A 19,791-nucleotide genomic window follows, 5' to 3' on the forward strand; every position below is an offset into this window, starting at 1 on the left:
TAGGCCGACGGGGAACCTCATGACGCAAGCCAATAACGCCGTATACACCGATCTGAGTGTTGACGATCTGGTCAAAGAAGCCCTGCAGCGCGGTGAAGGCGTGCTTGCCGATACTGGCGCGCTGGTCGTAGAAACCGGTCACCGCACCGGCCGTTCGCCGGTCGATCGTTTCATCGTTGAAGAGCCGACCACCCAGGCCGCAATCGCCTGGGGCCCGATCAACCGCAAGTTCCCGGCCGACAAGTTCGATGCCCTCTGGGCTCGCGTCGAGGCCTTCAACAATGCGCAAGAGCATTTCGTTTCCCACGTTCACGTAGGGGCTGCCGAAGACCACTACCTGGCCGTTAAAATGACCACCCAGACGGCCTGGCAGAACCTGTTCGGTCGCTGCCTGTTCATCAATCCGGCCCAGTACAACCCGGCCGGGCGTGAAGAGTGGCAAGTGCTTAACGTGGCCAACTTCGAGTGCGTGCCAGAGCGTGACGGCACCAACTCCGACGGTTGCGTGATCCTTAACTTCGCCCAGAAAAAAGTGCTGATCGCCGGCATGCGTTACGCCGGTGAAATGAAGAAAGCCATGTTCTCGGTGCAGAACTTCCTGTTGCCGGCCGCCGACGTGCTGCCGATGCACTGCGCCGCCAACATCGGTGAAGCAGGCGATGTGACCCTGTTCTTCGGCCTGTCCGGCACCGGCAAGACCACCCTGTCCGCCGACGAAAGCCGTTACCTGATCGGTGACGACGAGCACGGTTGGGGCGAAGGCGTGGTGTTCAACATCGAAGGCGGTTGCTATGCCAAGTGCATCGACCTGTCCGAGAAGAACGAGCCGGTTATCTGGAAGGCCATCAAGCACGGCGCCGTGCTGGAAAACGTCGTTATCGACGAAGCCGGGCATGCCGACTACGCCAATGTCAGCCTGACCCAGAACAGCCGCGCCGCCTACCCACTGGAACACGTTGCCAAGCGTTCCGAGAAGAACCTGGGCGGTGAGCCTAACGCGGTGATCTTCCTGACCTGCGACCTCACCGGCGTTCTGCCGCCCGTGTCGATCCTCAGTGAAGAACAAGCGGCCTACCACTTCCTGTCCGGCTACACCGCACTGGTGGGCTCGACCGAAATGGGTTCGGGCAGCGGCATCAAGTCGACTTTCTCCACCTGCTTCGGCGCACCGTTCTTCCCGCGCCCTGCCGGTGAATACGCTGAGCTGCTGATCAAGCGCATCCGCGGCTTCGGCTCCAAGGTCTACCTGGTCAACACCGGCTGGACCGGCGGCGGCTACGGCGTCGGCAAACGCTTCAACATCCCGACCACGCGCGGCGTGATCGCAGCGATCCAGAGCGGCGCGTTGATCGGTGCCGAAACCGAACACCTCGACACCATCAACCTCGACGTGCCATTGGCCGTGCCGGGCGTTGAGACTGGCCTGCTGAACCCACGTAACACCTGGGCTGACAAGGCTGCCTACGATGAAGCTGCGAAGGCGTTGGCCGGGTTGTTCATCGAGAACTTCAAGAAGTTTGAAGTGAGCGATGCGATCAAGGCTGCAGGGCCTAAGTTGTAAGATTTAGCTGCAGTGAAAAAGCCGCCTTCTGTAGGCGGCTTTTTTGTGCGCGAAAGATCAGTCGGCAATGTGCAAAACCACTGCTCCGACCAGCACCAGCACAACCCCCAGCACCTGCACCGCCGTCAGCCGCTCCTTGAAAAACACAAACCCCAGGATCGCTGCAATCCCACCTGACAGCGTACTGATCACCGTCACCACCGAAACCGACCCTGCCATCGCCCCCCACGAAAACGCCGAGAAACCACCGAGGTTCATCACGCTCGCTCCGGTCAATGTCGCGCAGTTTTTCAGCGGCGGGATTTTCAAGCCGTCCTTGATCTTCAGCACCATCATCACCATTACGCACCCTCCAACCAGGTAACCCAGCCACAGCATAGTGATGGGGCCCAGCGCCGGCAGCGTATAGCGGCCTTGCAGCCAGAAACTGGTGCCGTACAACAGCGCGGCGAGCATGGCGTAGGCGATGGACAGGCGCGGATTGTTGTGGGGTACGCCGTTGTCCTTATGGAGGCTGGAAAGGATCACGCCGATGACGCACAGGCCGATACAGCCGAGTTGGATCAGGCTGATCTGCTCGCCGCTGGCCCAGGACAGCAAGGTGGTGACTACGCCGTATGAGGTCACGAGTGGCGCAACGATGGCGGCTTTGCCCAGGGCGAAGGCCTTGGACAGTGCGAGGGCGCCGGACACGGTGAGCAGCGCGGCCGCAATACCCAGGAGCCAGACGCTCAACGGCGCATTGAGGGATTTGAAAAAGAAGGCAGGAAAACTGACCAGCAGCAGGGTCATGATCAAAAAACCGAGGGCTTGGCCGAAATACACCGCGCGTTTAACACCAACGGCCCGGGCGTTGAGGCCCACCAGAAAGTCCGTGCCGCCCCAGAGCAGGGCGGCCAGCAGGCCCATCGTTACGTCCATGTAAGGTCCTTGTTATGTATCGCTCGGCAGATTTGCGCAAAGCTAATGTGGGAGGGGGCTTGCCCTAATGCCAGTCAGTTAAGGACGAACACTGTACCTGTGGCGAGGGAGCTTGCTCCCGCTGGGCCGCGAAGCGGCCCCAAAAATGGGACTGCTGCGCAGTCCAGCGGGAGCAAGCTCCCTCGCCACAGGTTACTTTTTACCCTTTCTACTTCTTAACTGACTGGCATTAGGGCTTGCTCCCGATTGCGGTGTAACAGTCAAAAATTTGCTGGCTGACACACTGCTATCGGGTGCAAGCCCCCTCCCACATTTGAACCTCAGCGCTCTCAGTTCAGCTCAGGTTTTCCAGTGTTTGCGTGTCCCAGCTGTGGGTCTTGATCGCCAGGTAGAGCATACCAATGGTCAGCGGGACTTTGTCGCCATGCCCCTTGGCCCGGCGCTTGAGGAACACGTCGAAGACCGGTGGGTTGAAGTAACGATAAGTGTCGTAGTCGCCCAGGTCGAGCGCAAATTCCTGCTCCAGTGCTTCCATCAGTTGCTTGGCCTCGCTGCCGTCACAGCCCAGGTCGAAATTGAGTGAAGTTTGCAGGCGGATGGTCGTGTGTTTCGGCAGGCCGATTTCTTCGTGCAGCAGTTGCAGGAGTTGCTGCATGACGGGGTCTTTGGGGAAGTTCGGGGCGAGGTTCATGGTGGGCGCATGTAGAAGTGGGTGAGGGGGGCTGTTGCGTTTTAGGCGGTATTTGTTTCGCGTGATGAAGAGTGCCAAGCCTATCAAGAATACAAAGACAGGTAGGAGGGGCATTCTGAGGATCACCGCTACATAGGGTAGTAGGAACGTCAAAATAAGACCTGCTGTAAGAAATGTGACTGCGAAGTGCTTTCTGAGCATTGGGTCTGTGATGTGGTAGTGCAGCACCAAATAGATAATGAGAAAGGAAGCGGATTGAAGGTAAAGCGCCATGTCACTAAGACTCGTCCGAGTAGACATGCATTGAGAGTGTTGACCGCTGAGGTCCTATGCCTCCTCTCACACTGGCATCCAGACCGATGATGATGTCTCCAGCGTGATATCTACGAAGCTTGCCGGAAATAGTATCTCCAACGAAGCCCGCGGTTACGGTTGAAATGGCAATTCCCGGTGCTTTAACCGCTCCGGAGATTATTTGTTTGATGAGCACGTTTTGGTCGTTTAACCGATCGGCCTGATTCCGTCTCAAAGGATGGGAAATCGCGACCGTCATTTCGCATGGCAAGTCTCTGGCCAGCATTTTTTCGTACAGCCTACGTATCTGATCGCGCACTTGTCGCGCTGCCGTTTTTGTTTCAAGCAGGCATAGATTGGCCAAAGCATGCCGATTGTCAGGCACAACAATGAAGCGAATCACTGTGAAGATGACGCCATAGTGGCCGATGTGTTGAGTCCTTTCGATGTTCACAGGTTTCTGCCGAGAAAGTTGAGACCGCGCTATTTTCATTCAGCTACGGGTAACTTCTGCAGAGGGTCGAGCGGGTGTTTGGAGCAGTTTGGGAAAGGGATGTCGCGGTATTTGGAGGTTTCCTACAACCGTTTCCGGGATTTTTGGCTTGGCGGTGATTTAACAGGCAAAGCGGGTCAATTGTAGGAGCGAGCTGCTCGCGAAAAACTCAAGGACGCCGCGTTTCTTCTGCTTTACCGCGTCATCGTTGACGATTTTCGCGAGCAAGCTCGCTCAAAGCGTGTTGCTTAGATTTGCGGTTGTTCGGGTTGCAGCTGTACATGTTGCGCCGCTTCCAGCAAATCACAGCCGTCCTGGACGAGCAGGTACAAGGCGTTGGTGATGTGGGAGATGTCTTTGAGGTCGGCGTGTTCTAAGGTCAGACAGGAGAAGGTTTCCAGTAGGTCCGTGGCTGCGCGGATGCGCTGGTGGGCGGCGGACTGGATGTCTTCGGCTTTGGTTTCGGTGTCGATGACGAGGGGGTAGGTATCGGTGAAGTTAGTGCGCAGAATGCGATAACGATTGGTTGGGAGGTTGGGCTTTGTCATTTCAGTTCCAATACAGATTCAAAGAAATACACCAAACGAGTTGGCACGTTTGTCCCTGCTGTTTTTCGGATGACCAAACCCGGTCGCTGATTTGGCAGCGACGGAACGAACCTTAGAAGTGAGTGTGTTCTCGGGCAATAAACGAATGGTTTAACTGTTCATGGCCTCAGATCATTCCCACGCTCCTGCGTGGGAATGCATCCCGTGACGCTCTGCGTCACCAACACCTGAGGTTCAAGCCGTGCAGTGCTGAGGCGTCGAGTTCGCGAGGCAGATACCAGGCAAGGACCGCGGCTCTCGTCGGCAGAGCATTATCGACATCGGACGGTTGGGTGTCGAAGCCTGCCAGACGCAAGCTGGCAAGATAGTTGGAGCGTTGTATCTTCTTGTAGTAAGCCTGTTTCTGCTTGAACGTCATCTCTTCCACGGCGCAGTTCTCCAAGACTGAGGCCGGTTTCATCGTGCGGTCAGTGTTCGCTATAACCACGTCACATTCTTTATAAAAAATCCGCCAGCGTGCTGAATTCAGCGTATGTTTCACCGCAAAATCTTGTAGGGCAATTCCGCCCACTACTTAAAGGGAATTAGCATGGGTTTGCTTCGTGTCGCTTCGGCGATGTCATTGTGTGCGGTGGCTTTTTCCGTTCAGGCCGAGCAGTTGCCGATCGAGGTGCTGAGTGCGGTGGTCAAGGACCAGAAAATCGCCGACGCCGAGGTGCTGCTGCAACGCAACGGTGCGCAGAACGTGGTGGGCCGCACCAACGCTCAAGGGCAGGTGACGCTGACCAGCGAGGCGGCTGACGACGCCAGCAACCTATTGATCATCAAAAAACCGGGCTATTCCAACCTGGTGGTGAAATGCCCGTGCAAGGGCATGACCTACGCTATCAGCCCTGTGATGGAAAACCTCGATGGCTTGCGCGTGGTGCTGAGCTGGGGCCAGACGCCGGACGATCTCGACTCCCATATGATCTTCCCCGGCAACAATATCTACTTCGAGAACAAGACCGGCACCGACGCCGAGCTGGACGTGGATGACACCGACAGCTACGGCCCGGAGACGATCACCCTGCAGAAAAAACACTACGGTGAAAGCTACGTTTACGCTGTGCATGACTACAGCAACGGCGGCAATCCAGGCTCGCGTCAGTTGTCCAACAGTGAAGCCAAAGTATTCGTGTACATGGGCCAATCGCTGGTGCGCACCTACTACGTGCCGAAAAACCGCAGCGGTAACCTGTGGACCGTGTTCCGCATGACCGGCAGTGGCGATTTCCAGGACATCAACACCTTCAGCGGCGTGACCGTGAATGCCGCCAATGTACTCAACGAAGTCAAACCATTGCTGGACGACAGCGTTGCCGTTACCGCAGTAGCCGTCAGCTCTTCCGCACAGACTGATGCGAAGCGTCTGAATGTGCAGGGTGAAGCTGCCTACCAGGCGGGTAATCTGGACCAGGCGATTGGCCTGTTCCGCCAGGCCATTGATCTGGATAACGGCTTCGGTAAAGCCTATGGCAACCTCGGCCTGGCGTATCAGAAGGCTGGTAACACCGCCGAGTCGATCTGGGCCAACCGCAAGGCTATCGCCTTGGCGACGGGGGCCAATGCGGCAACCGTACGCGCGGGTGCCTACTACAACATTGCGCGAATCTACGAAGCGGCGGGCCAGTTCCCGGATGCGCTGCGTCACTACCAGTTGGCCAAGGAGCAGAAGGCCAATCCGGTGTACGACACGGCGATTGAGCGGGTGCAGAACCGCTGATTCGGTTGTAGCGCGGTTTTGAAATGTGGGAGGGGGCTTGCTCCCTCCCACATGTGGTTTTGGTGTTCCTACAGTCGTATTTGGCCCAAGGCCATTGCTGCACCCTGTGTATCATCCTGTCTCTTTTTTCCATGCGACCTTTCTCGATCCGCTGAACTTAATGGGCTACTTTTTTAAGCCACGTTCAACGGTCAATGGAGTGACAGCCTATGCACGACACCCTCCAGCAGGTCTTTGGTTATCCACAGTTTCGTTTGGGCCAGGAAGAGACGGTCAGCGCTGTGCTGGCCGGTCGTTCGGCGGCCGCTATTTTCCCCACCGGGTCGGGCAAGTCCCTGTGTTATCAGCTGTCAGCCGTATTGCTGCCACACCTGACGCTGGTGGTGTCGCCGCTGTTGGCATTGATGCAGGACCAGTTGGGTTTTCTGCGGCGTCACGGCATTTCAGCGGGCAGCATCGACTCGGCGCAAAGCCGCGAGGACGCCAATGCCGTGATGGCTCGCGCACGTTCCGGCGAATTGAAAATCCTGATGATTTCCGTGGAGCGCTTAAAAAATGAGCGTTTCCGCAACTTCCTGCAAAGTGTGCAGCTCTCGCTGCTGGTGGTGGATGAGGCGCACTGCATTTCCGAGTGGGGCCACAACTTCCGTCCGGACTATCTGAAGCTTCCCGACTACCAGCGCCAGTTCAAGATCCCACAAGCGCTGCTGCTGACGGCTACGGCCACGCCCAAGGTGATTGCCGATATGCAGGCCAAGTTCGCCATTGCGCCGCAGGACGTGATTACCACGGGCTTTTACCGGTCCAACCTCAACTTGTTGGTAGAACCAGTGAGCGGCGCGGACAAACGCCGCCGTCTCGTGCAATGGATGAGCGAGCGGGCCAATCAGCCGAGCATCGTCTACGTCACCCTGCAAAAAACCGCCGAGCAGATCGCCGAGCACCTGAACCGTAACGGCATCCAGGCCGAGGCGTATCACGCCGGTTTGCCCCACGACAAACGCGAGGGCATCCAGCAGCGTTTCATGGGAGGGCGCTCCAATTGCATCGTCGCCACCATCGCGTTTGGCATGGGCATCGACAAGAGTGATATCCGCAATGTAGTGCACTTCGACCTGCCCAAATCCATCGAAAATTACAGCCAGGAAATCGGCCGCGCCGGGCGCGATGGCCAGCCTTCGGACTGCCTGGTGCTGGCCAATCGCGACAGCCTCAATGTGCTGGAAAACTTCGTGTACGGTGATACGCCGGAGCAGGAAGGTATCCGCCGGGTGCTGGAAGAGGTGCAGGCCGCGCGAGACGAGGGCCAATGGGAGTTTTTACTCAGGTCTTTATCGGACCACAGTAATATTCGCGAGCTGCCGTTGAAGACGCTGCTGGTGCAGTTGGAGCTCAAGGGCGTGATCGCACCGCGCTACGCGTTTTATGCCGAGTACCGTTTCAAGTACCTGATCGAACCCGAGGCCTTGCTGGCCCGATTTTCCGGGGAGCGACAACAGTTTGTCGCGGCGATCATCCAGGTGTGCAAGCGCGCGAAAACCTGGGCGACCGTGGATTTCGAGGCGCTCTACCAGCAGCACAACGCCGAGCGCAGTCGTGTGGTGAAAGCGTTGGATTACTTCCAGGAACAGGGCCTGATCGAATTGGAGAGCAAGCAGATGACCGAGGTCTACAGCTTGCTGAACACCGATTTCGACCCACAGGTACTAAGCGCCGAGTTATACACAGGCTTCAAGCAGCACGAGGTGACAGAAGTGGCGCGGATTCACGCCATGCTTGATCTGTTCGCCACCGAGCAGTGCCTTGGGCAACGCCTGGCGCGCTATTTTGGCGACGAAAATGTACCTGAGCGTTGCGGGCATTGCTCGGTGTGCCATGGGCACGTCGCCCATCTACCGCCGCCGCCGCGCCTGCCGCCGCTTGTGGATAAAAACTTTATGGGGCTGTGCGGTGATTTTATCCACAGGCATCATGAGCACACCGGCCAATTGCCGGGTGCGGAACGGTTGACGCGCTTTCTGGGTGGGATCAGCGTGCCGTTGTTCACCAAGTTGAAGGCGCGGGGTATTCCCGGGTTCGCTGCGCTGGAGGACTACCCCTACGCCGAGGTTCGTGAGTGGGCCGAAGCTCATTTGAATGACCTGTAAACTCCTTCTAACGAGAGGTGCCCATGCCTGACTCAGTGCCACAACGTGCCGATTACGCACACTTCCAGCCGATTATTACGCGCTGGCACGACAATGATGTGTACGGCCATGTGAATAACGTCACCTACTACAGCTTTTTCGACACGGCGGTGAATACCTACCTGATCGAACAGGGCGAGTTGAATATTCATGACGGGGAAGTGGTCGGGTTTGTAGTCAGTTCGGCGTGCGATTACTTTGCGTCGATCGCTTTCCCTGAGCGCATTGATATCGGCCTGCGGGTGGGCAAGTTGGGCAATAGCTCAGTGCAATACGAGTTGGCGGTATTCAAGGCAGGCGAGCAGGAAGCCTGTGCGGCGGGGCGTTTTGTGCATGTGTTTGTCGACCGGGGCACGAACCAGCCGGTGACGATTCCGGGGAGGTTGCGCGAGGCGTTACAGCGGTTGGTAGCCTGACTCGGTCCCGCAAACACCGCTGAACCAAATGTGGGAGGGGGCTTGCTCCCGATAGCAGTGGATCAGTCAATACATACAGTGACTGATCCACCGCTATCGGGAGCAAGCCCCCTCCCACATGGGATTTTCTGTGTTCGTCAGGCCTTAGTCATCATAACGATGATGGCGCTTGTGTTTGTTCTTGCGATGCCCATAGGCATGACCGCGGCCAGGGTGGTCATCACGGTAGTAGCGACGGTCGTCGCGGCCACGGTAACGACGGTCATCGTCATCGCTCTTGTTGCCCATGTAGTTGCCCAGCGCGCCACCTGCGCCGCCGCCGGCGGCTGAGCCGATCAGTGCGCCGGTGCTGCCGCCGACACTGCGGCCTACCACGTTGCCACCGGCGGCGCCCAGTGCACCGCCAATGGCGGCTTCGCCACGGCTGCGCTTGTCGGCGCCGACCGCACTGCCGCCCGCGCCACCCAGCGCTGCGCCGATGGTCGAACCGGTGTTGCCGCCCAACTGCTGGCCGACAACCGAGCCTAGAACCCCGCCCAATGCGCCGCCCACACCGGCTTCGGTGGTGCCACCGGCCATGGCTGCGCCACTGACCAGGCCAAGGGACAACAAGAGAATCGAGGAGAACTTCATTCAGGGAAACCTCAAGGGGATGACGGCGCGATCCTGAGGTTGTATCGAGCCGCTGACAATCGAAATCCGACCGGCGGCAGCAGTTGTATACAATTTGCTAAGTTGCTGTTTTGTATAGGGAACTTAAGTTGTTTTTACGAGTCTTTAGCTACTTGGGAAAGGCCGCTTTTATATAAAAAGCGGCCTTTTTTGTGCCTGCAAAATGTGTAGCACACGTCAGGCCGAGCGCGCCATGATCAACCCATTATCGCTCGCCGCTTCCAAACGAATCGCCACAAACTTCGACGTTGGCGTATGGCTACCGTCGCCCGTGCTTTCCAACGGCACCAAAGGGTTCACTTCCGGATAGTAAGCAGCGGCCTGCCCGGCCGGAATATCGAACGCCAGTAGGGTGAAGCCCTTGACGCGCCGCTCTCGGCCGTCTTCCCACAGCGAAATGATGTCCGCCTTCTGCCCCGGCTTGAAGCCCAGGCGGATGATGTCGGCTTCGTTGACGAACAGCACATCCCGTTGGCCTTTGACGCCGCGATAACGGTCGTCTAGCCCATAGATAGTGGTGTTGTACTGATCGTGGGAACGCATCGACTGCATGATCAGGTCCGGCACACGCCCTGTGGCGTGGGTGCGTTCGTGAATCAGGTCTTTGGGCAGGACGTTCGGTCGGAAGTTGGCGCGGCCCGATGGGGTGTTCCAGCGGCGTGCGCCGGCGGAGTTGCCCAAGTAGAAACCGCCCGGGTTTTTGAGCTTCTCGTTGAAGTCCTTGAAGCCTGGGATGGTGTCGGCGATCAGGTCGCGAATGCGTCCGTAGTCAGCCACCAGCCAATTCCAATCCACCGGTTTGCTGCCCAGGGTCGCGGCGGCAATGCCCGCCACAATCGCGGGCTCCGATTTCATCAGCTTCGACAGCGGCTGCAACTGGCCGTTGGAGTCGTGGACCATGCTGAACGAGTCTTCCACAGTCACGGCTTGCGGGCCCTCGGCCTGGATATCGATGTCGGTACGGCCCAGGCATGGCAGGATCAGCGCGTCTTTGCCGTGCATCAGATGGCTGCGGTTGAGCTTGGTGCTGATCTGTACAGTCAGGTCGCAGTTACGCAATGCTTCGAACGTGCGGGTGCTGTCCGGCGTGGCCTGGGCGAAGTTGCCGCCCAGGCCGATAAACACCTTGGCGCGGCCTTCAAGCATCGCGTGGATGGCTTCGACCACGTTGTGCCCATTGGTGCGCGGCACCTGGAACTGGAAGCGGCGCTCCAGTGAGTCGAGGAATGCCACCGGTGGGCGTTCGTTGATGCCCATGGTGCGGTCGCCCTGCACGTTGCTGTGACCGCGCACCGGGCACAGGCCGGCGCCTGGGCGGCCGATATTGCCGCGTAGCAACATCAGGTTGGCGATTTCCTGGATGGTCGGCACCGAGTGACGGTGTTGGGTGATGCCCATCGCCCAGCACATGATCACGTTCTTGCCTTTGGCATACATGCGCGCGGCTTGCTCGATCTCCACCAGCGTCAGGCCGGACTGCTCGACGATTTCCTCCCACGAGGTGTCGTCGATCTGGCCCAGATAGTCCAGCACGTTGATGGTGTGTTCGTTGAGGAAGTCGTGATCGAACACCGCTTCCTTGCCTTCGGCCAAGGCTTGACGCTCCCACAGCAGCAGGAACTTGGCCATGCCGCGCAGGATGGCCATGTCGCCGCCCAGCGCAGGGCGGAAGTAGGCGGTGTTGGTTGGCTTGTCGCCGTTGGTGAGCATTTCCAGCGGATGTTGCGGGTGCTGGAAGCGTTCCAGGCCACGTTCTTTCAGGGGGTTGATACACACCACCTGAGCGCCGCGCTTCACCGCTTCGCGCAGCGGCTCGAGCATGCGTGGGTGGTTGGTGCCGGGGTTCTGGCCCCAGACGAAAATCGCGTCGGCATGTTCGAAGTCATCAAAGGTCACAGTGCCTTTGCCCACGCCCACACTCTGGGCCAGGGCCACGCCGCTGGCCTCGTGGCACATGTTCGAGCAGTCGGGGAAATTGTTGGTGCCGTAGGCGCGCACAAACAACTGGTACAGGTAGGCGGCTTCGTTGCTGGCGCGGCCCGAGGTGTAGAACTCGGCCATGTCCGGGCTGGGCAGGGCATTGAGGTGCTTGCCGACCAGGTCGAATGCGGCGTCCCAACTGATGGGCTGGTAGCGGTCGGTCGCGGCGTCGTAGCGCATAGGCTCGGTGAGACGCCCTTGGTACTCCAGCCAGTAATCGCTTTGTTCCAGCAGCGCGGTCACGCTGTGTTTGGCGAAGAACGCGGCGTCCACGCGGCGCTTGGTGGCTTCCCAATTGACCGCCTTGGCGCCGTTTTCGCAGAACTTGACCATGCCACTTTCCGGGGAGTCGCCCCAGGCACAGCCCGGGCAGTCGAAACCGCCGTTCTGGTTGGTCTTGAGCATCATGCGCAGGTTTTTCAGCGCGTTGTCGCTGGTCAGCCAGGCGTGCGCCACGCTGATCAGTGCACCCCAGCCGCCTGCCGGGCCTTTGTAGGGCTTGTAGCGTGGGGTTGGGGTTTGGTCGGCTTGGTGGTGAAGGCTCATGGCTGGTACTCCATCGCTGGGCTGTAAACCCGCGGCGCGCTTTTCTGCGGCAGGTGGATGAGATTGAGGTTATGCCGGCGCGCCCATTGCAGGGCAAGGCCGGTGGGCGACGACAGGCTGACCAGGGTCTGGATGCCCGCGCGCAGGACTTTCTGGATCAATTCGAGGCTGCAGCGGCTGGTGACAATTGCCAGGCCGCCGTCGGTCGGAATCTGTTGGCGGATCAGTGCGCCAATCAATTTATCCAGGGCGTTATGCCGGCCGATGTCTTCGCGGCCCATCAGCAATTCGCCCTGGTTGTTCATAAATATGGCCGCGTGCACCGCGCCGCTGTGTTGGCCCAGGGGCTGGAAGGCGCTGATGCGCTGGCGCAGGCCATCAAGCCATGCGGCGGGTGGCAAGGGTGCGCCGGGCAGCACCTGCAGGTCGGGCAAAGCCTGCTCCACGGCTTCGACGCCGCACAGCCCGCAGCCGCTGGTGCCCGCTAATTGGCGGCGCTGCTGCTTGAGGTTCCAGAACGCCCGGCTGGAAATCTGTACCTGGGCATACTGTGCAGAGCCCGAGCCGCTGAGCTTCAGGTCATAGATGTCGCTGACGTCGGTGATAATGCCGCTGCCAAGGCTGAAGCCGACAATGAAGTCTTCCAGGTCGGTCGGCGTCACCAGCATGACGGCCTGGCTGATGTCGTTATAGGCAATCGCCAACGCCACCTCTTCGGCCAGCGCAGTACTGCCGACGTCTGTGTGTTCGAGATTGCTGTACTCATAGCTCTGGCTGGCGGCGGGCGCGGGCATTTCAAGGGCGGGCGCCGCGCAGGTTGGGCGCTTGGCGTTCATGAGGCAATTACCACCGACGGATTGATCAGTGTTCAGACTAGGCGCGACAAAGGGTCGCGTCTAATTGCCAGTATTGATGTAGTGATAGACGGCGTCGATCAAGGCTCGGTTTTGCGCGGTCGTCTGCTCGTCTTCGGGAGCGCTGGAACCCAAAACCTTGGGACTGGTCTAGTCTTGGGCATCAGGAACTTAAACCCAAGGAGAGCGCACTATGAGTATTTTCAGCTTTATCAAAGAAGCCGGCGAAAAGATCGTCGACCTGTTGACGCCGGGTAATGCTAACGCGAGTGAACAGTTGAAGGAGCATGTGAGCAAGGTGGGCCTGGGTAATCCAAACGTGCAAACCACGGTGGATGGCGACAAGGTCACCGTGACCGGTGAAGTGGCCACCCAGGAAGAGAAAGAGAAGATCCTGCTGGCACTGGGCAACATCGCCGGCGTGGCGAGCGTGGATGATCAGATCACCGTCACGGGTCCTGCGGTTACCGCTGCGCGTTTCGTCGTGGTGAAAAAGGGCGACACCCTCAGCGCGATTTCCCTGGCTGTGTACGGTAATGCCAACCAGTACAACAAGATTTTCGAGGCCAACAAGCCGCTGTTGTCGCACCCGGACAAAATCTACCCAGGCCAGACCCTGCGTATTCCTGAGTAATACGCACAACAACCCTGTGGGGGGGGCTTGCCCCCGATGGCAGTGTGTCAGTCACTGGATGTGTTTCTGATATACCGCTATCGGGAGCAAGCCCCCTCCCACATGGGTTCAGAGTCCGGCTATGAGATCGCGGTAGTCCTCGACAGCCGCAAACTCTGCGGTGTCCTTGGGCCCCTTTTTGCTGTCGGGCTCTTTGACTGCCAACAAATGCCCCACACCAAACTCCCTGGCGCTGCGCAGGATCGGCAGGGTGTCGTCGATAAACAGGCTGCGGGCCGGGTCGAACTGGATATCAGCGTGCAGCGCTTCCCAGAACTGCTGGTTTTCCTTGGGAAAACCGTAATCGTGGGAGCTGATCAGTTGCTCGAAGTACGGCGCCAGCTCAATGCGCTCCAACTTCAATGACAGCGAGTCGCGGTGAGCATTGGTGATCAGGATCACGCGTTTGCCGGCCTGTTTGATTGCCGCCAGAAATGTATCGGCGTCCGGGCGCAGGGCGATCAGGTGGGCGGTTTCAAGCTTGAGTTCGCGCACTGGGATCTTCAGTTCGGCGCTCCAGAAATCCAGGCAATACCATTGCAACTGTCCGGCGTTACGCTCGAACAGGGGCTGCAGTTCCATTTCGGCCATGGCCCGGCTCACGCCATGCAGTTCGGCATAACGCTGGGGCAGGTGCTCCATCCAGAAATGGTTGTCGTAGTGCAGGTCTAGCAAGGTGCCGTCCATGTCCAGCAGGACGGTGTCGATGGCGTGCCAGGGCAAAGAGGGCATGGGGCGTTCTCATGTAAGTAAAGATATCCGACACAGACAATCGGAAAAGCCACGGTATAGTAACCCGATCACGCCAAGGAGCCGTTCATGCGCCAGAAACCCACCGTCCTCGCCCGCGAAATAGTCGCCAGTAGCCGTTTGTTCCGCGTGGAGGAAGTGCAATTGCGCTTTTCCAATGGCGTTGAACGGACCTACGAGCGCCTGGTGGGCCGTGGTGCCGGTTACGGCGCAGTGATGATCGTCGCGATGATCGACGAAGACCATGCCTTGCTGGTGGAAGAATACTGCGGTGGCACCGACGAGTATGAGTTGTCCTTGCCTAAAGGCTTGATCGAGCCCGGCGAGGATGTGCTGGCGGCGGCCGACCGCGAACTCAAGGAAGAAGCCGGCTATGGCGCACGCCAGTTGGAACACATCACTGAGCTTTCACTGTCACCCGGCTATATGAGCCAGAAAATCCAGGTGGTGCTGGCCACCGAGCTTTATGAAGAACGCCTGGAAGGCGATGAGCCCGAGCCCATGCGGGTGGAGCGGGTCAACCTGCGTGAGCTGTCGGCACTGGCGCAAAACGAGCAGTTCAGTGAGGGCCGGGCACTTGCCGCGCTGTACCTGGTGCGAGACCTGCTGACCCAGCGTGGAGTGTTTACCTTATGAGCGAACTGTTTCTGGGTCACCCCTTTATCGCCCCCGTCATCGAACTGGCTCGCCAGGCCGGTGAAGCCATCCTGCCGTACTGGCGTGCCGACGTCGTGGTTACCTCCAAAGCGGATGATTCGCCAGTGACGGCCGCCGACCTGGCTGCGCACCATCTGATTCTCGCTGGCCTGACTGCGCTGGACCCAAGCATTCCGGTGCTGTCCGAAGAAGACGCCGATATCGACCAGAGCGTGCGCGCCGGTTGGCAGCGTTGGTGGCTGGTGGACCCGTTGGATGGCACCAAGGAATTCATTGGTGGCAGTGAAGAATTCACCGTCAATATCGCCTTGATCGAACAAGGTCGCGTGGTGTTCGGCGTGGTGTCGATGCCCACCAGTGGTCGTTGCTACTTCGGCGGCGCGGGCCTGGGGGCTTGGCGTTCGGATGTGAATGCCGCGCCCAGGCAGATCCAGGTGCGCCAGGCTCCGGCCGCGGGTGAAGCCTTTACCGTGGTTGCCAGCCGCCGTCATACCAGCCCGGAGCAGGAGCGTTTGCTGGAGGGGCTGAGCCAAGGCTTGGGGGAGCTGAAACTGGCGAATATCGGCAGTTCCTTGAAGTTCTGCCTGTTGGCCGAGGGCAGTGCCGACTGCTATCCGCGCCTGGCGCCGACCTCGCAGTGGGACACTGCGGCGGCGCAAGGCGTGCTGGAAGGGGCGGGGGGCGAGGTGCTGGAGCTGAATGGCAAACCGTTCAGCTACCCGGCGCGGGAATCGTTGTTGAACCCGTTCTTCCTGGCGTTGCCGGCCAAGGCGGCGTGGCGTAAGCGCCTGTTGACCCTGGCCCGTTCTTGAAGTCTGAGCCGATCTAAATGTGGGAGGGGGCTTGCCCTAATGCCAGTCAGTTAAGCGAAAGTGGTCCACTGTAGGAGCGAGCTTGCTCGCGAAAAACGCCCAGGCAACGCGTTCATTCTGAATAAACGCGGAGGCCCTGAGTTCTTCGCGAGCAAGCTCGCTCCTACAAAAAGCCTTAACTGACTGGCATTAGGGCTTGCTCCCGATAATGGAGTGTCAGTCACTGAATGTGCTGCTGATACACCGCTATCGGGAGCAAGCCCCCTCCCACATTTTTAGCGGTGCAGGACGTACTGGCCAGTAAACGACACGGCCTGCTCTGCGCTGCCCTCATTCACAATCCACGTCTCCAACGTCAACCGCGCTCGCCCATAACGCTTGTACGTTGCGACAAAGCGCTTCCACATTTTCTCCTCCGGCGCCGCGCAAATCACCGTCGCATCCTGCGTCACCGGCAACGGATAGCTGATCTGCCCTTCCTGAATCACGATGTGCCCGTCTTCGATGCCCTCTTCGCGCAGTCTCAGGTGCAACCAACCCCAACCCGCCAGCACGGCGCCGCAGTAGAGGCTGCCGCCAAACATGGTGCTCTTGTGGTTGATATTGGCCTGCAAGGGTAAATGCAGTTGCAGTTGGCCGTGTTGCCAGTCGAGCACCTTGAGGCCCATTTCCCGGGTGAGGGGGATGTCGTGGTGGAGGATGGATTCCAGGTAACGGCTGTCGCGGCTCATGGCGGTCTCTTGGCGGATGGGCAGGGTCATTCGTCGTCTGCGCTGTGGCTGGCGCTGTCGGCGAAGTTCAGGCCATGCTTGCGCAGTTTGTCGTGCAGGGTTTTGCGGGGCACGCCGAGGGCTTCGGCGAGGCTGCGCATGGAGCTGTGGGGGCGGGTCAGTTCGGCGGCGATCAGGCTTTTTTCGAATTGTTCGACTTGCTCGCTCAAGCCTCCGGGCGTGGAGGTCAGTGTGCTGGCGGAGGGATTGTCCAGCGTACTGTCCAAGGCCAGTTCCAGGCCCAGGGCAAAGCGTTCGGCGGCATTTTGCAGCTCGCGCACATTACCCGGCCAACTGTGGCGCAGCAGCAGCGCGCGCTGGCCCGGTTGCAGCTCATGCAAGGGCAGGCCGTGGCGGCTGCTGGCTTCGTCGGCGAAGTGCTGGAACAGCATCAGTGCATCCTCACCGCGCTCGCGCAGTGGCGGAATGCGCAGCGGCGCGACATTCAGGCGGTAATACAAGTCGGCCCGGAAGCGGCCTTGGTCGGCCGCCTGGCGCAGGTCTTCCTTGGTGGCGGCGATGATGCGGATATCCAGTGCAATCAACTGGTTGCCGCCCAGGCGCTCCACGACGCGCTCCTGCAGCAGGCGCAACAGCTTGACCTGTACATCCAGGCTCATGCTTTCGATTTCATCGAGGAACAGCGTGCCGCCATTGGCGAATTCAAACTTGCCGATACGGCGCTTCTGCGCGCCGGTAAACGCGCCCGGTTCATGGCCGAACAGCTCGCTTTCCACCACCGATTCGGCCAGGGCCCCGGCGTTGATCGCCACGAACGGACCGCTGCGGCGGCTCGACAGATCGTGCAAGGCGCGGGCGACCACTTCCTTGCCGGCGCCGGTTTCGCCGAGGATCAGCACATCGGCTTTGGTCGCTGCCAGTGCGCCGATTTGTTCGCGCAGGCGCAGCATCTGCGGCGAATGCCCCACCAGGCGCGTGCTCAGTTGCTGCCGGTCACTGAGGGCCAGGCGCAGGCTGCGGTTGTCCAGCACCAGTCGGCGCAGGGCCAGGGCGCGGCGCACGCTGTCGAGCAAGGCGTCGCTGGCAAAGGGTTTTTCGAGGAAGTCATAGGCGCCGGCACGCATGGCCTGCACCGCCAGCGGCACGTCGCCGTGGCCGGTGATCAGCAGCACGGGCAGGTCCGGGTCCTGGCCGTGCAGTTCGGCGAGCAGTTCCAGGCCGTCCATGCCGGGCATGCGGATATCGCTGACCACGACGCCCGACCAGTCCCGCGACAAGCGTGCGGTAAGGCCGCTGGCTTCGCCCAGGGGCAGCACTTTCAGCCCGGCCAGGTCCAGGGTCTGGCACAGCGCCTGACGCAAATGGGGATCGTCGTCGATCAGCACCACCTGAATCTGGTTATCGATACTCATACACTGCGGTCCTCGGACGGTTGCAGACTGACGCCCGGCGAGCCGGCACGCAATTTCAAGGTTAACAGCGCGCCGCCTTCCTTGTGGTTGGCGAACAGCAGTTCGCCGCCGAAGGCACGCATCAGGGTGTCACAGATCGCCAGGCCCAGGCCTAGGCCCTGGGTGCGCGTCTTGGTGGTGTAGAACGGCTCGCTGGCGCGGCCCAACGCCTCCATGCAAAAACCCGGGCCGTTGTCGCGAATGTACAGGTTGACGCCCTGGTCAGTGGTTTGGGCGCTCAGCCACAGTTTGCGCGGCGGGCCTTTTTCGGTAAGGGCGTCCAGGGCATTGGCCAGCAGGTTGCCCAGCACCTGGCGCAGACGGGTTTCGCCGGCTTGTACCCATAAGGTCGCTTCGGGTAAGTCGCGGATCAATTCCACTTCCATCGAGCGCCGCCGTTTGGCCAGTAAGGCCAGGGCATCGTCCAGCGCGGGTTGCAGCGCCACGCTTTCCGGCGCGTGGCGGTCACGGCGGGCGAACGCGCGCAAGTGGGCGATGATCGAGGCCATGCGCCCGGTCAGTTCGCTGATCAGCTTGAGGTTGCCGCGCGCATCGGCGGTGCGTTCATGGTCGAGCAGGATTTCAGCGTTTTCCGCGTAGCTGCGAATCGCTGCCAGGGGTTGGTTCAGTTCATGGCTGATACTGGCCGACATAGTGCCCAGCGCCGAGAGTTTACCGGCCTGCACCAGGTCATCCTGGGCACGTACCAGTTCCTGCTGGGCGTGTTCGCGCTCCAGCACTTCCTGTTTCAGGCGCCGGTTCAGGCCTTCCAGGTCGCTGGTGCGCTCGGCCACGCGCATTTCCAGCTCGCGGCGCGCCTTGGCTTCGAAGGCGATGCGCTCCAGGTAATGCCGGCGGCGCTGCATCATCAAGCCGAGCAGCAGCATCAGCACCAGCAACATCGCGCCGCCTACGGCCACCACGGTACGCACCGGGCGGTTGATCAAGGATTGGGGGGCGAGGATTTCCACGTTCCAGCCGGTCTCGGCGATGGCGGTGGATTGGCGCAGCCAGGCGCTGCTGCTGAGGTTCAGCGGCTGAGGATCACGGGTGGGATAAGGCTGGATGGCAATAATGGCCTGGCGCTCTGCGGCGGTCAGCGGCCGGGTGGCGCGGAACCGCCATTGCGGGCGCGAGGTGAGGATTACCACGCCGTTGTGGTCGGTCACCAGGAGTTGTTCCGGGGTGTTGCCCCACAAGCTCTCGGTATGGTCCAGATCCACCTTGACCACCAGCACGCCAATGATGTTCTCACCATCGCGTACGGCGGCGGCGAAGAAGTAGCCGCGCTTGGCCGAGGTGGTGCCTAGCCCGAAAAAGCGCCCCAGGCGCCCGGCCATGGCTTCGCTGAAGTAGGGGCGAAAGGAAAAGTTGCGCCCGACGAAGCTGTCTTGTTTGTCCCAGTTGGACGCGGCGAGAGTCTTGCCGGTGGTGTCCATCAGGTACATCACCTCCACCCCGGCCTGGGCGGCGACGTCCTTGAGCAGCGAGTTGGCGTTGACCAGGTTGGTGCTGACGTGAGGCGCATCCAGCGCGGTGCGCAAGGCCGGCAGGTCACCGAGGATCTGCGGCAGCACTTCATAGCGATGCAGGGTGCCCAACAGGTTGGCGACGTACAGGTCGAGGGTCTGACGGTTCTGCCCGGCCAGCTCGCTGCGGTAGTATCGCTCGGCCAGGTGCTCCAGCGGCCAGAGCAGCGGCGCCAGGCACAGCGCCAACAGGGCGAGGCTGCGCCAGCGGGGTCTTCGCGGAAGGGGTGGGGTCATGGGAATCGTGCGCCTGTGGGTACA

The 19,791-nt window shown here is 60.0% G+C and carries 18 protein-coding genes and 1 pseudogene; 7 read left to right on the forward strand and 12 right to left on the reverse strand.

Translation table 11 applies throughout. From position 1 onward, the window contains the following. Nucleotides 1-19: 19 nt before the first annotated feature. The gene (locus C4J85_RS01340; protein ID WP_124408819.1) at nucleotides 20-1,561 is read left to right on the forward strand and encodes a phosphoenolpyruvate carboxykinase; all 1,542 of its coding nucleotides are present in this window, start codon (nucleotides 20-22) and stop codon (nucleotides 1,559-1,561) included. Nucleotides 1,562-1,618: 57 nt separating this feature from the next. On the opposite strand, the gene C4J85_RS01345 is transcribed toward C4J85_RS01340, so the two are convergent. From C4J85_RS01345 to C4J85_RS01365, 5 genes and pseudogenes are all read right to left on the reverse strand, one after another. Further along, the gene (locus tag C4J85_RS01345; RefSeq protein WP_256657858.1) at nucleotides 1,619-2,482 is read right to left on the reverse strand and encodes a DMT family transporter; all 864 of its coding nucleotides are present in this window, start codon (nucleotides 2,480-2,482) and stop codon (nucleotides 1,619-1,621) included. Between the two features lie 334 nt (nucleotides 2,483-2,816). Continuing rightward, nucleotides 2,817-3,173, reverse strand: a complete 357-nt coding sequence (locus C4J85_RS01350) for a DUF1493 family protein (RefSeq protein ID WP_124408820.1) — start codon at nucleotides 3,171-3,173, stop codon at nucleotides 2,817-2,819. Between the two features lie 277 nt (nucleotides 3,174-3,450). After that, the gene (locus C4J85_RS01355) at nucleotides 3,451-3,921 is read right to left on the reverse strand and encodes a hypothetical protein (protein WP_124408821.1); all 471 of its coding nucleotides are present in this window, start codon (nucleotides 3,919-3,921) and stop codon (nucleotides 3,451-3,453) included. A 287-nt stretch (nucleotides 3,922-4,208) separates the two neighbouring features. Beyond that, nucleotides 4,209-4,508, reverse strand: coding sequence for a hypothetical protein (locus tag C4J85_RS01360; protein WP_124408822.1), 300 nt, complete (start codon nucleotides 4,506-4,508; stop codon nucleotides 4,209-4,211). Nucleotides 4,509-4,782: 274 nt separating this feature from the next. Further along, a pseudogene (locus C4J85_RS01365) lies at nucleotides 4,783-4,935 on the reverse strand (YhfG family protein); the annotation flags it as partial. Nucleotides 4,936-5,097: 162 nt separating this feature from the next. Here C4J85_RS01365 and C4J85_RS01370 point away from each other — a divergent pair. From C4J85_RS01370 to C4J85_RS01380, 3 genes are all read left to right on the forward strand, one after another. Beyond that, entirely contained in the window at nucleotides 5,098-6,273 is a 1,176-nt protein-coding gene (locus C4J85_RS01370; RefSeq protein WP_124408823.1) for a tetratricopeptide repeat protein, read from the forward strand. 209 nt (nucleotides 6,274-6,482) lie between these two features. Beyond that, on the forward strand, nucleotides 6,483-8,420 hold the full coding sequence (locus tag C4J85_RS01375; protein ID WP_124408824.1) for an ATP-dependent DNA helicase RecQ: 1,938 nt from the start codon (nucleotides 6,483-6,485) through the stop codon (nucleotides 8,418-8,420). A gap of 23 nt (nucleotides 8,421-8,443) precedes the next feature. Continuing rightward, nucleotides 8,444-8,875: a thioesterase family protein gene (locus C4J85_RS01380; RefSeq protein ID WP_124408825.1), complete on the forward strand. Its 432-nt coding sequence runs from the start codon at nucleotides 8,444-8,446 to the stop codon at nucleotides 8,873-8,875. A gap of 144 nt (nucleotides 8,876-9,019) precedes the next feature. Here C4J85_RS01380 and C4J85_RS01385 read toward each other — a convergent pair whose 3' ends face one another. From C4J85_RS01385 to fdhD, 3 genes are all read right to left on the reverse strand, one after another. Beyond that, nucleotides 9,020-9,508 (reverse strand): glycine zipper domain-containing protein, encoded by a 489-nt coding sequence (locus tag C4J85_RS01385; RefSeq protein WP_124408826.1) that lies wholly within the window; start codon nucleotides 9,506-9,508, stop codon nucleotides 9,020-9,022. 216 nt (nucleotides 9,509-9,724) lie between these two features. Beyond that, on the reverse strand, nucleotides 9,725-12,073 hold the full coding sequence (locus tag C4J85_RS01390; RefSeq protein WP_124406019.1) for an FdhF/YdeP family oxidoreductase: 2,349 nt from the start codon (nucleotides 12,071-12,073) through the stop codon (nucleotides 9,725-9,727). Next, a complete protein-coding gene (gene fdhD / locus C4J85_RS01395) occupies nucleotides 12,070-12,909 on the reverse strand; it encodes a formate dehydrogenase accessory sulfurtransferase FdhD (protein ID WP_124406020.1) in 840 nt (279 codons plus the stop codon). Before fdhD ends, C4J85_RS01390 begins: the two co-directional genes overlap by 4 nt. Before the next feature lie 211 nt (nucleotides 12,910-13,120). On the opposite strand from fdhD, the gene lysM reads away from it, so the two are divergent. Beyond that, nucleotides 13,121-13,561, forward strand: a complete 441-nt coding sequence (lysM, locus tag C4J85_RS01400; RefSeq protein WP_003187704.1) for a peptidoglycan-binding protein LysM — start codon at nucleotides 13,121-13,123, stop codon at nucleotides 13,559-13,561. Between the two features lie 108 nt (nucleotides 13,562-13,669). On the opposite strand, the gene yrfG is transcribed toward lysM, so the two are convergent. Continuing rightward, nucleotides 13,670-14,332: a GMP/IMP nucleotidase gene (gene yrfG / locus C4J85_RS01405; RefSeq protein ID WP_124360812.1), complete on the reverse strand. Its 663-nt coding sequence runs from the start codon at nucleotides 14,330-14,332 to the stop codon at nucleotides 13,670-13,672. Nucleotides 14,333-14,419: 87 nt separating this feature from the next. Here yrfG and nudE point away from each other — a divergent pair, with 87 nt between their 5' ends. Beyond that, a complete protein-coding gene (gene nudE, locus C4J85_RS01410) occupies nucleotides 14,420-14,986 on the forward strand; it encodes an ADP compounds hydrolase NudE (RefSeq protein ID WP_124360813.1) in 567 nt (188 codons plus the stop codon). Next, entirely contained in the window at nucleotides 14,983-15,819 is an 837-nt protein-coding gene (cysQ, locus tag C4J85_RS01415) for a 3'(2'),5'-bisphosphate nucleotidase CysQ (protein ID WP_124408827.1), read from the forward strand. Before nudE ends, cysQ begins: the two co-directional genes overlap by 4 nt. Nucleotides 15,820-16,094: 275 nt before the next feature. On the opposite strand, the gene C4J85_RS01420 is transcribed toward cysQ, so the two are convergent. The 3 genes from C4J85_RS01420 to C4J85_RS01430 are packed head-to-tail and all read right to left on the reverse strand — an operon-like array spanning nucleotide 16,095 to nucleotide 19,767. Continuing rightward, nucleotides 16,095-16,550: a thioesterase domain-containing protein gene (locus tag C4J85_RS01420; RefSeq protein ID WP_124411159.1), complete on the reverse strand. Its 456-nt coding sequence runs from the start codon at nucleotides 16,548-16,550 to the stop codon at nucleotides 16,095-16,097. Nucleotides 16,551-16,576: 26 nt separating this feature from the next. Next, the gene (locus tag C4J85_RS01425; RefSeq protein ID WP_124402742.1) at nucleotides 16,577-17,962 is read right to left on the reverse strand and encodes a sigma-54 dependent transcriptional regulator; all 1,386 of its coding nucleotides are present in this window, start codon (nucleotides 17,960-17,962) and stop codon (nucleotides 16,577-16,579) included. Beyond that, nucleotides 17,959-19,767 carry an ATP-binding protein gene (locus C4J85_RS01430; protein ID WP_124408828.1) on the reverse strand — a complete coding sequence of 603 codons (1,809 nt, stop codon included), beginning with the start codon at nucleotides 19,765-19,767 and terminating at the stop codon, nucleotides 17,959-17,961. The genes C4J85_RS01425 and C4J85_RS01430 overlap by 4 nt, the downstream gene beginning before the upstream one ends. Between the last annotated feature and the right edge of the window lie 24 nt (nucleotides 19,768-19,791).

The sequence above is a fragment of the Pseudomonas sp. R4-34-07 genome (assembly GCF_003852375.1).
Lineage (GTDB): Bacteria > Pseudomonadota > Gammaproteobacteria > Pseudomonadales > Pseudomonadaceae > Aquipseudomonas.

Excerpts from the sequence above, each read along its gene's own strand:
- C4J85_RS01340 (WP_124408819.1), top strand. The coding sequence starts at position 20 with ATGACGCAAGCCAATAACGCCGTATACACCGATCTGAGTGTTGACGAT.
- C4J85_RS01345 (WP_256657858.1), bottom strand. The coding sequence starts at position 2,482 with ATGGACGTAACGATGGGCCTGCTGGCCGCCCTGCTCTGGGGCGGCACG.
- C4J85_RS01350 (WP_124408820.1), bottom strand. The coding sequence starts at position 3,173 with ATGAACCTCGCCCCGAACTTCCCCAAAGACCCCGTCATGCAGCAACTC.
- C4J85_RS01360 (WP_124408822.1), bottom strand. The coding sequence starts at position 4,508 with ATGACAAAGCCCAACCTCCCAACCAATCGTTATCGCATTCTGCGCACT.
- C4J85_RS01370 (WP_124408823.1), top strand. The coding sequence starts at position 5,098 with ATGGGTTTGCTTCGTGTCGCTTCGGCGATGTCATTGTGTGCGGTGGCT.
- C4J85_RS01375 (WP_124408824.1), top strand. The coding sequence starts at position 6,483 with ATGCACGACACCCTCCAGCAGGTCTTTGGTTATCCACAGTTTCGTTTG.
- C4J85_RS01380 (WP_124408825.1), top strand. The coding sequence starts at position 8,444 with ATGCCTGACTCAGTGCCACAACGTGCCGATTACGCACACTTCCAGCCG.
- C4J85_RS01385 (WP_124408826.1), bottom strand. The coding sequence starts at position 9,508 with ATGAAGTTCTCCTCGATTCTCTTGTTGTCCCTTGGCCTGGTCAGTGGC.
- C4J85_RS01390 (WP_124406019.1), bottom strand. The coding sequence starts at position 12,073 with ATGAGCCTTCACCACCAAGCCGACCAAACCCCAACCCCACGCTACAAG.
- fdhD (WP_124406020.1), bottom strand. The coding sequence starts at position 12,909 with ATGAACGCCAAGCGCCCAACCTGCGCGGCGCCCGCCCTTGAAATGCCC.
- lysM (WP_003187704.1), top strand. The coding sequence starts at position 13,121 with ATGAGTATTTTCAGCTTTATCAAAGAAGCCGGCGAAAAGATCGTCGAC.
- yrfG (WP_124360812.1), bottom strand. The coding sequence starts at position 14,332 with ATGCCCTCTTTGCCCTGGCACGCCATCGACACCGTCCTGCTGGACATG.
- nudE (WP_124360813.1), top strand. The coding sequence starts at position 14,420 with ATGCGCCAGAAACCCACCGTCCTCGCCCGCGAAATAGTCGCCAGTAGC.
- cysQ (WP_124408827.1), top strand. The coding sequence starts at position 14,983 with ATGAGCGAACTGTTTCTGGGTCACCCCTTTATCGCCCCCGTCATCGAA.
- C4J85_RS01420 (WP_124411159.1), bottom strand. The coding sequence starts at position 16,550 with ATGAGCCGCGACAGCCGTTACCTGGAATCCATCCTCCACCACGACATC.
- C4J85_RS01425 (WP_124402742.1), bottom strand. The coding sequence starts at position 17,962 with ATGAGTATCGATAACCAGATTCAGGTGGTGCTGATCGACGACGATCCC.
- C4J85_RS01430 (WP_124408828.1), bottom strand. The coding sequence starts at position 19,767 with ATGACCCCACCCCTTCCGCGAAGACCCCGCTGGCGCAGCCTCGCCCTG.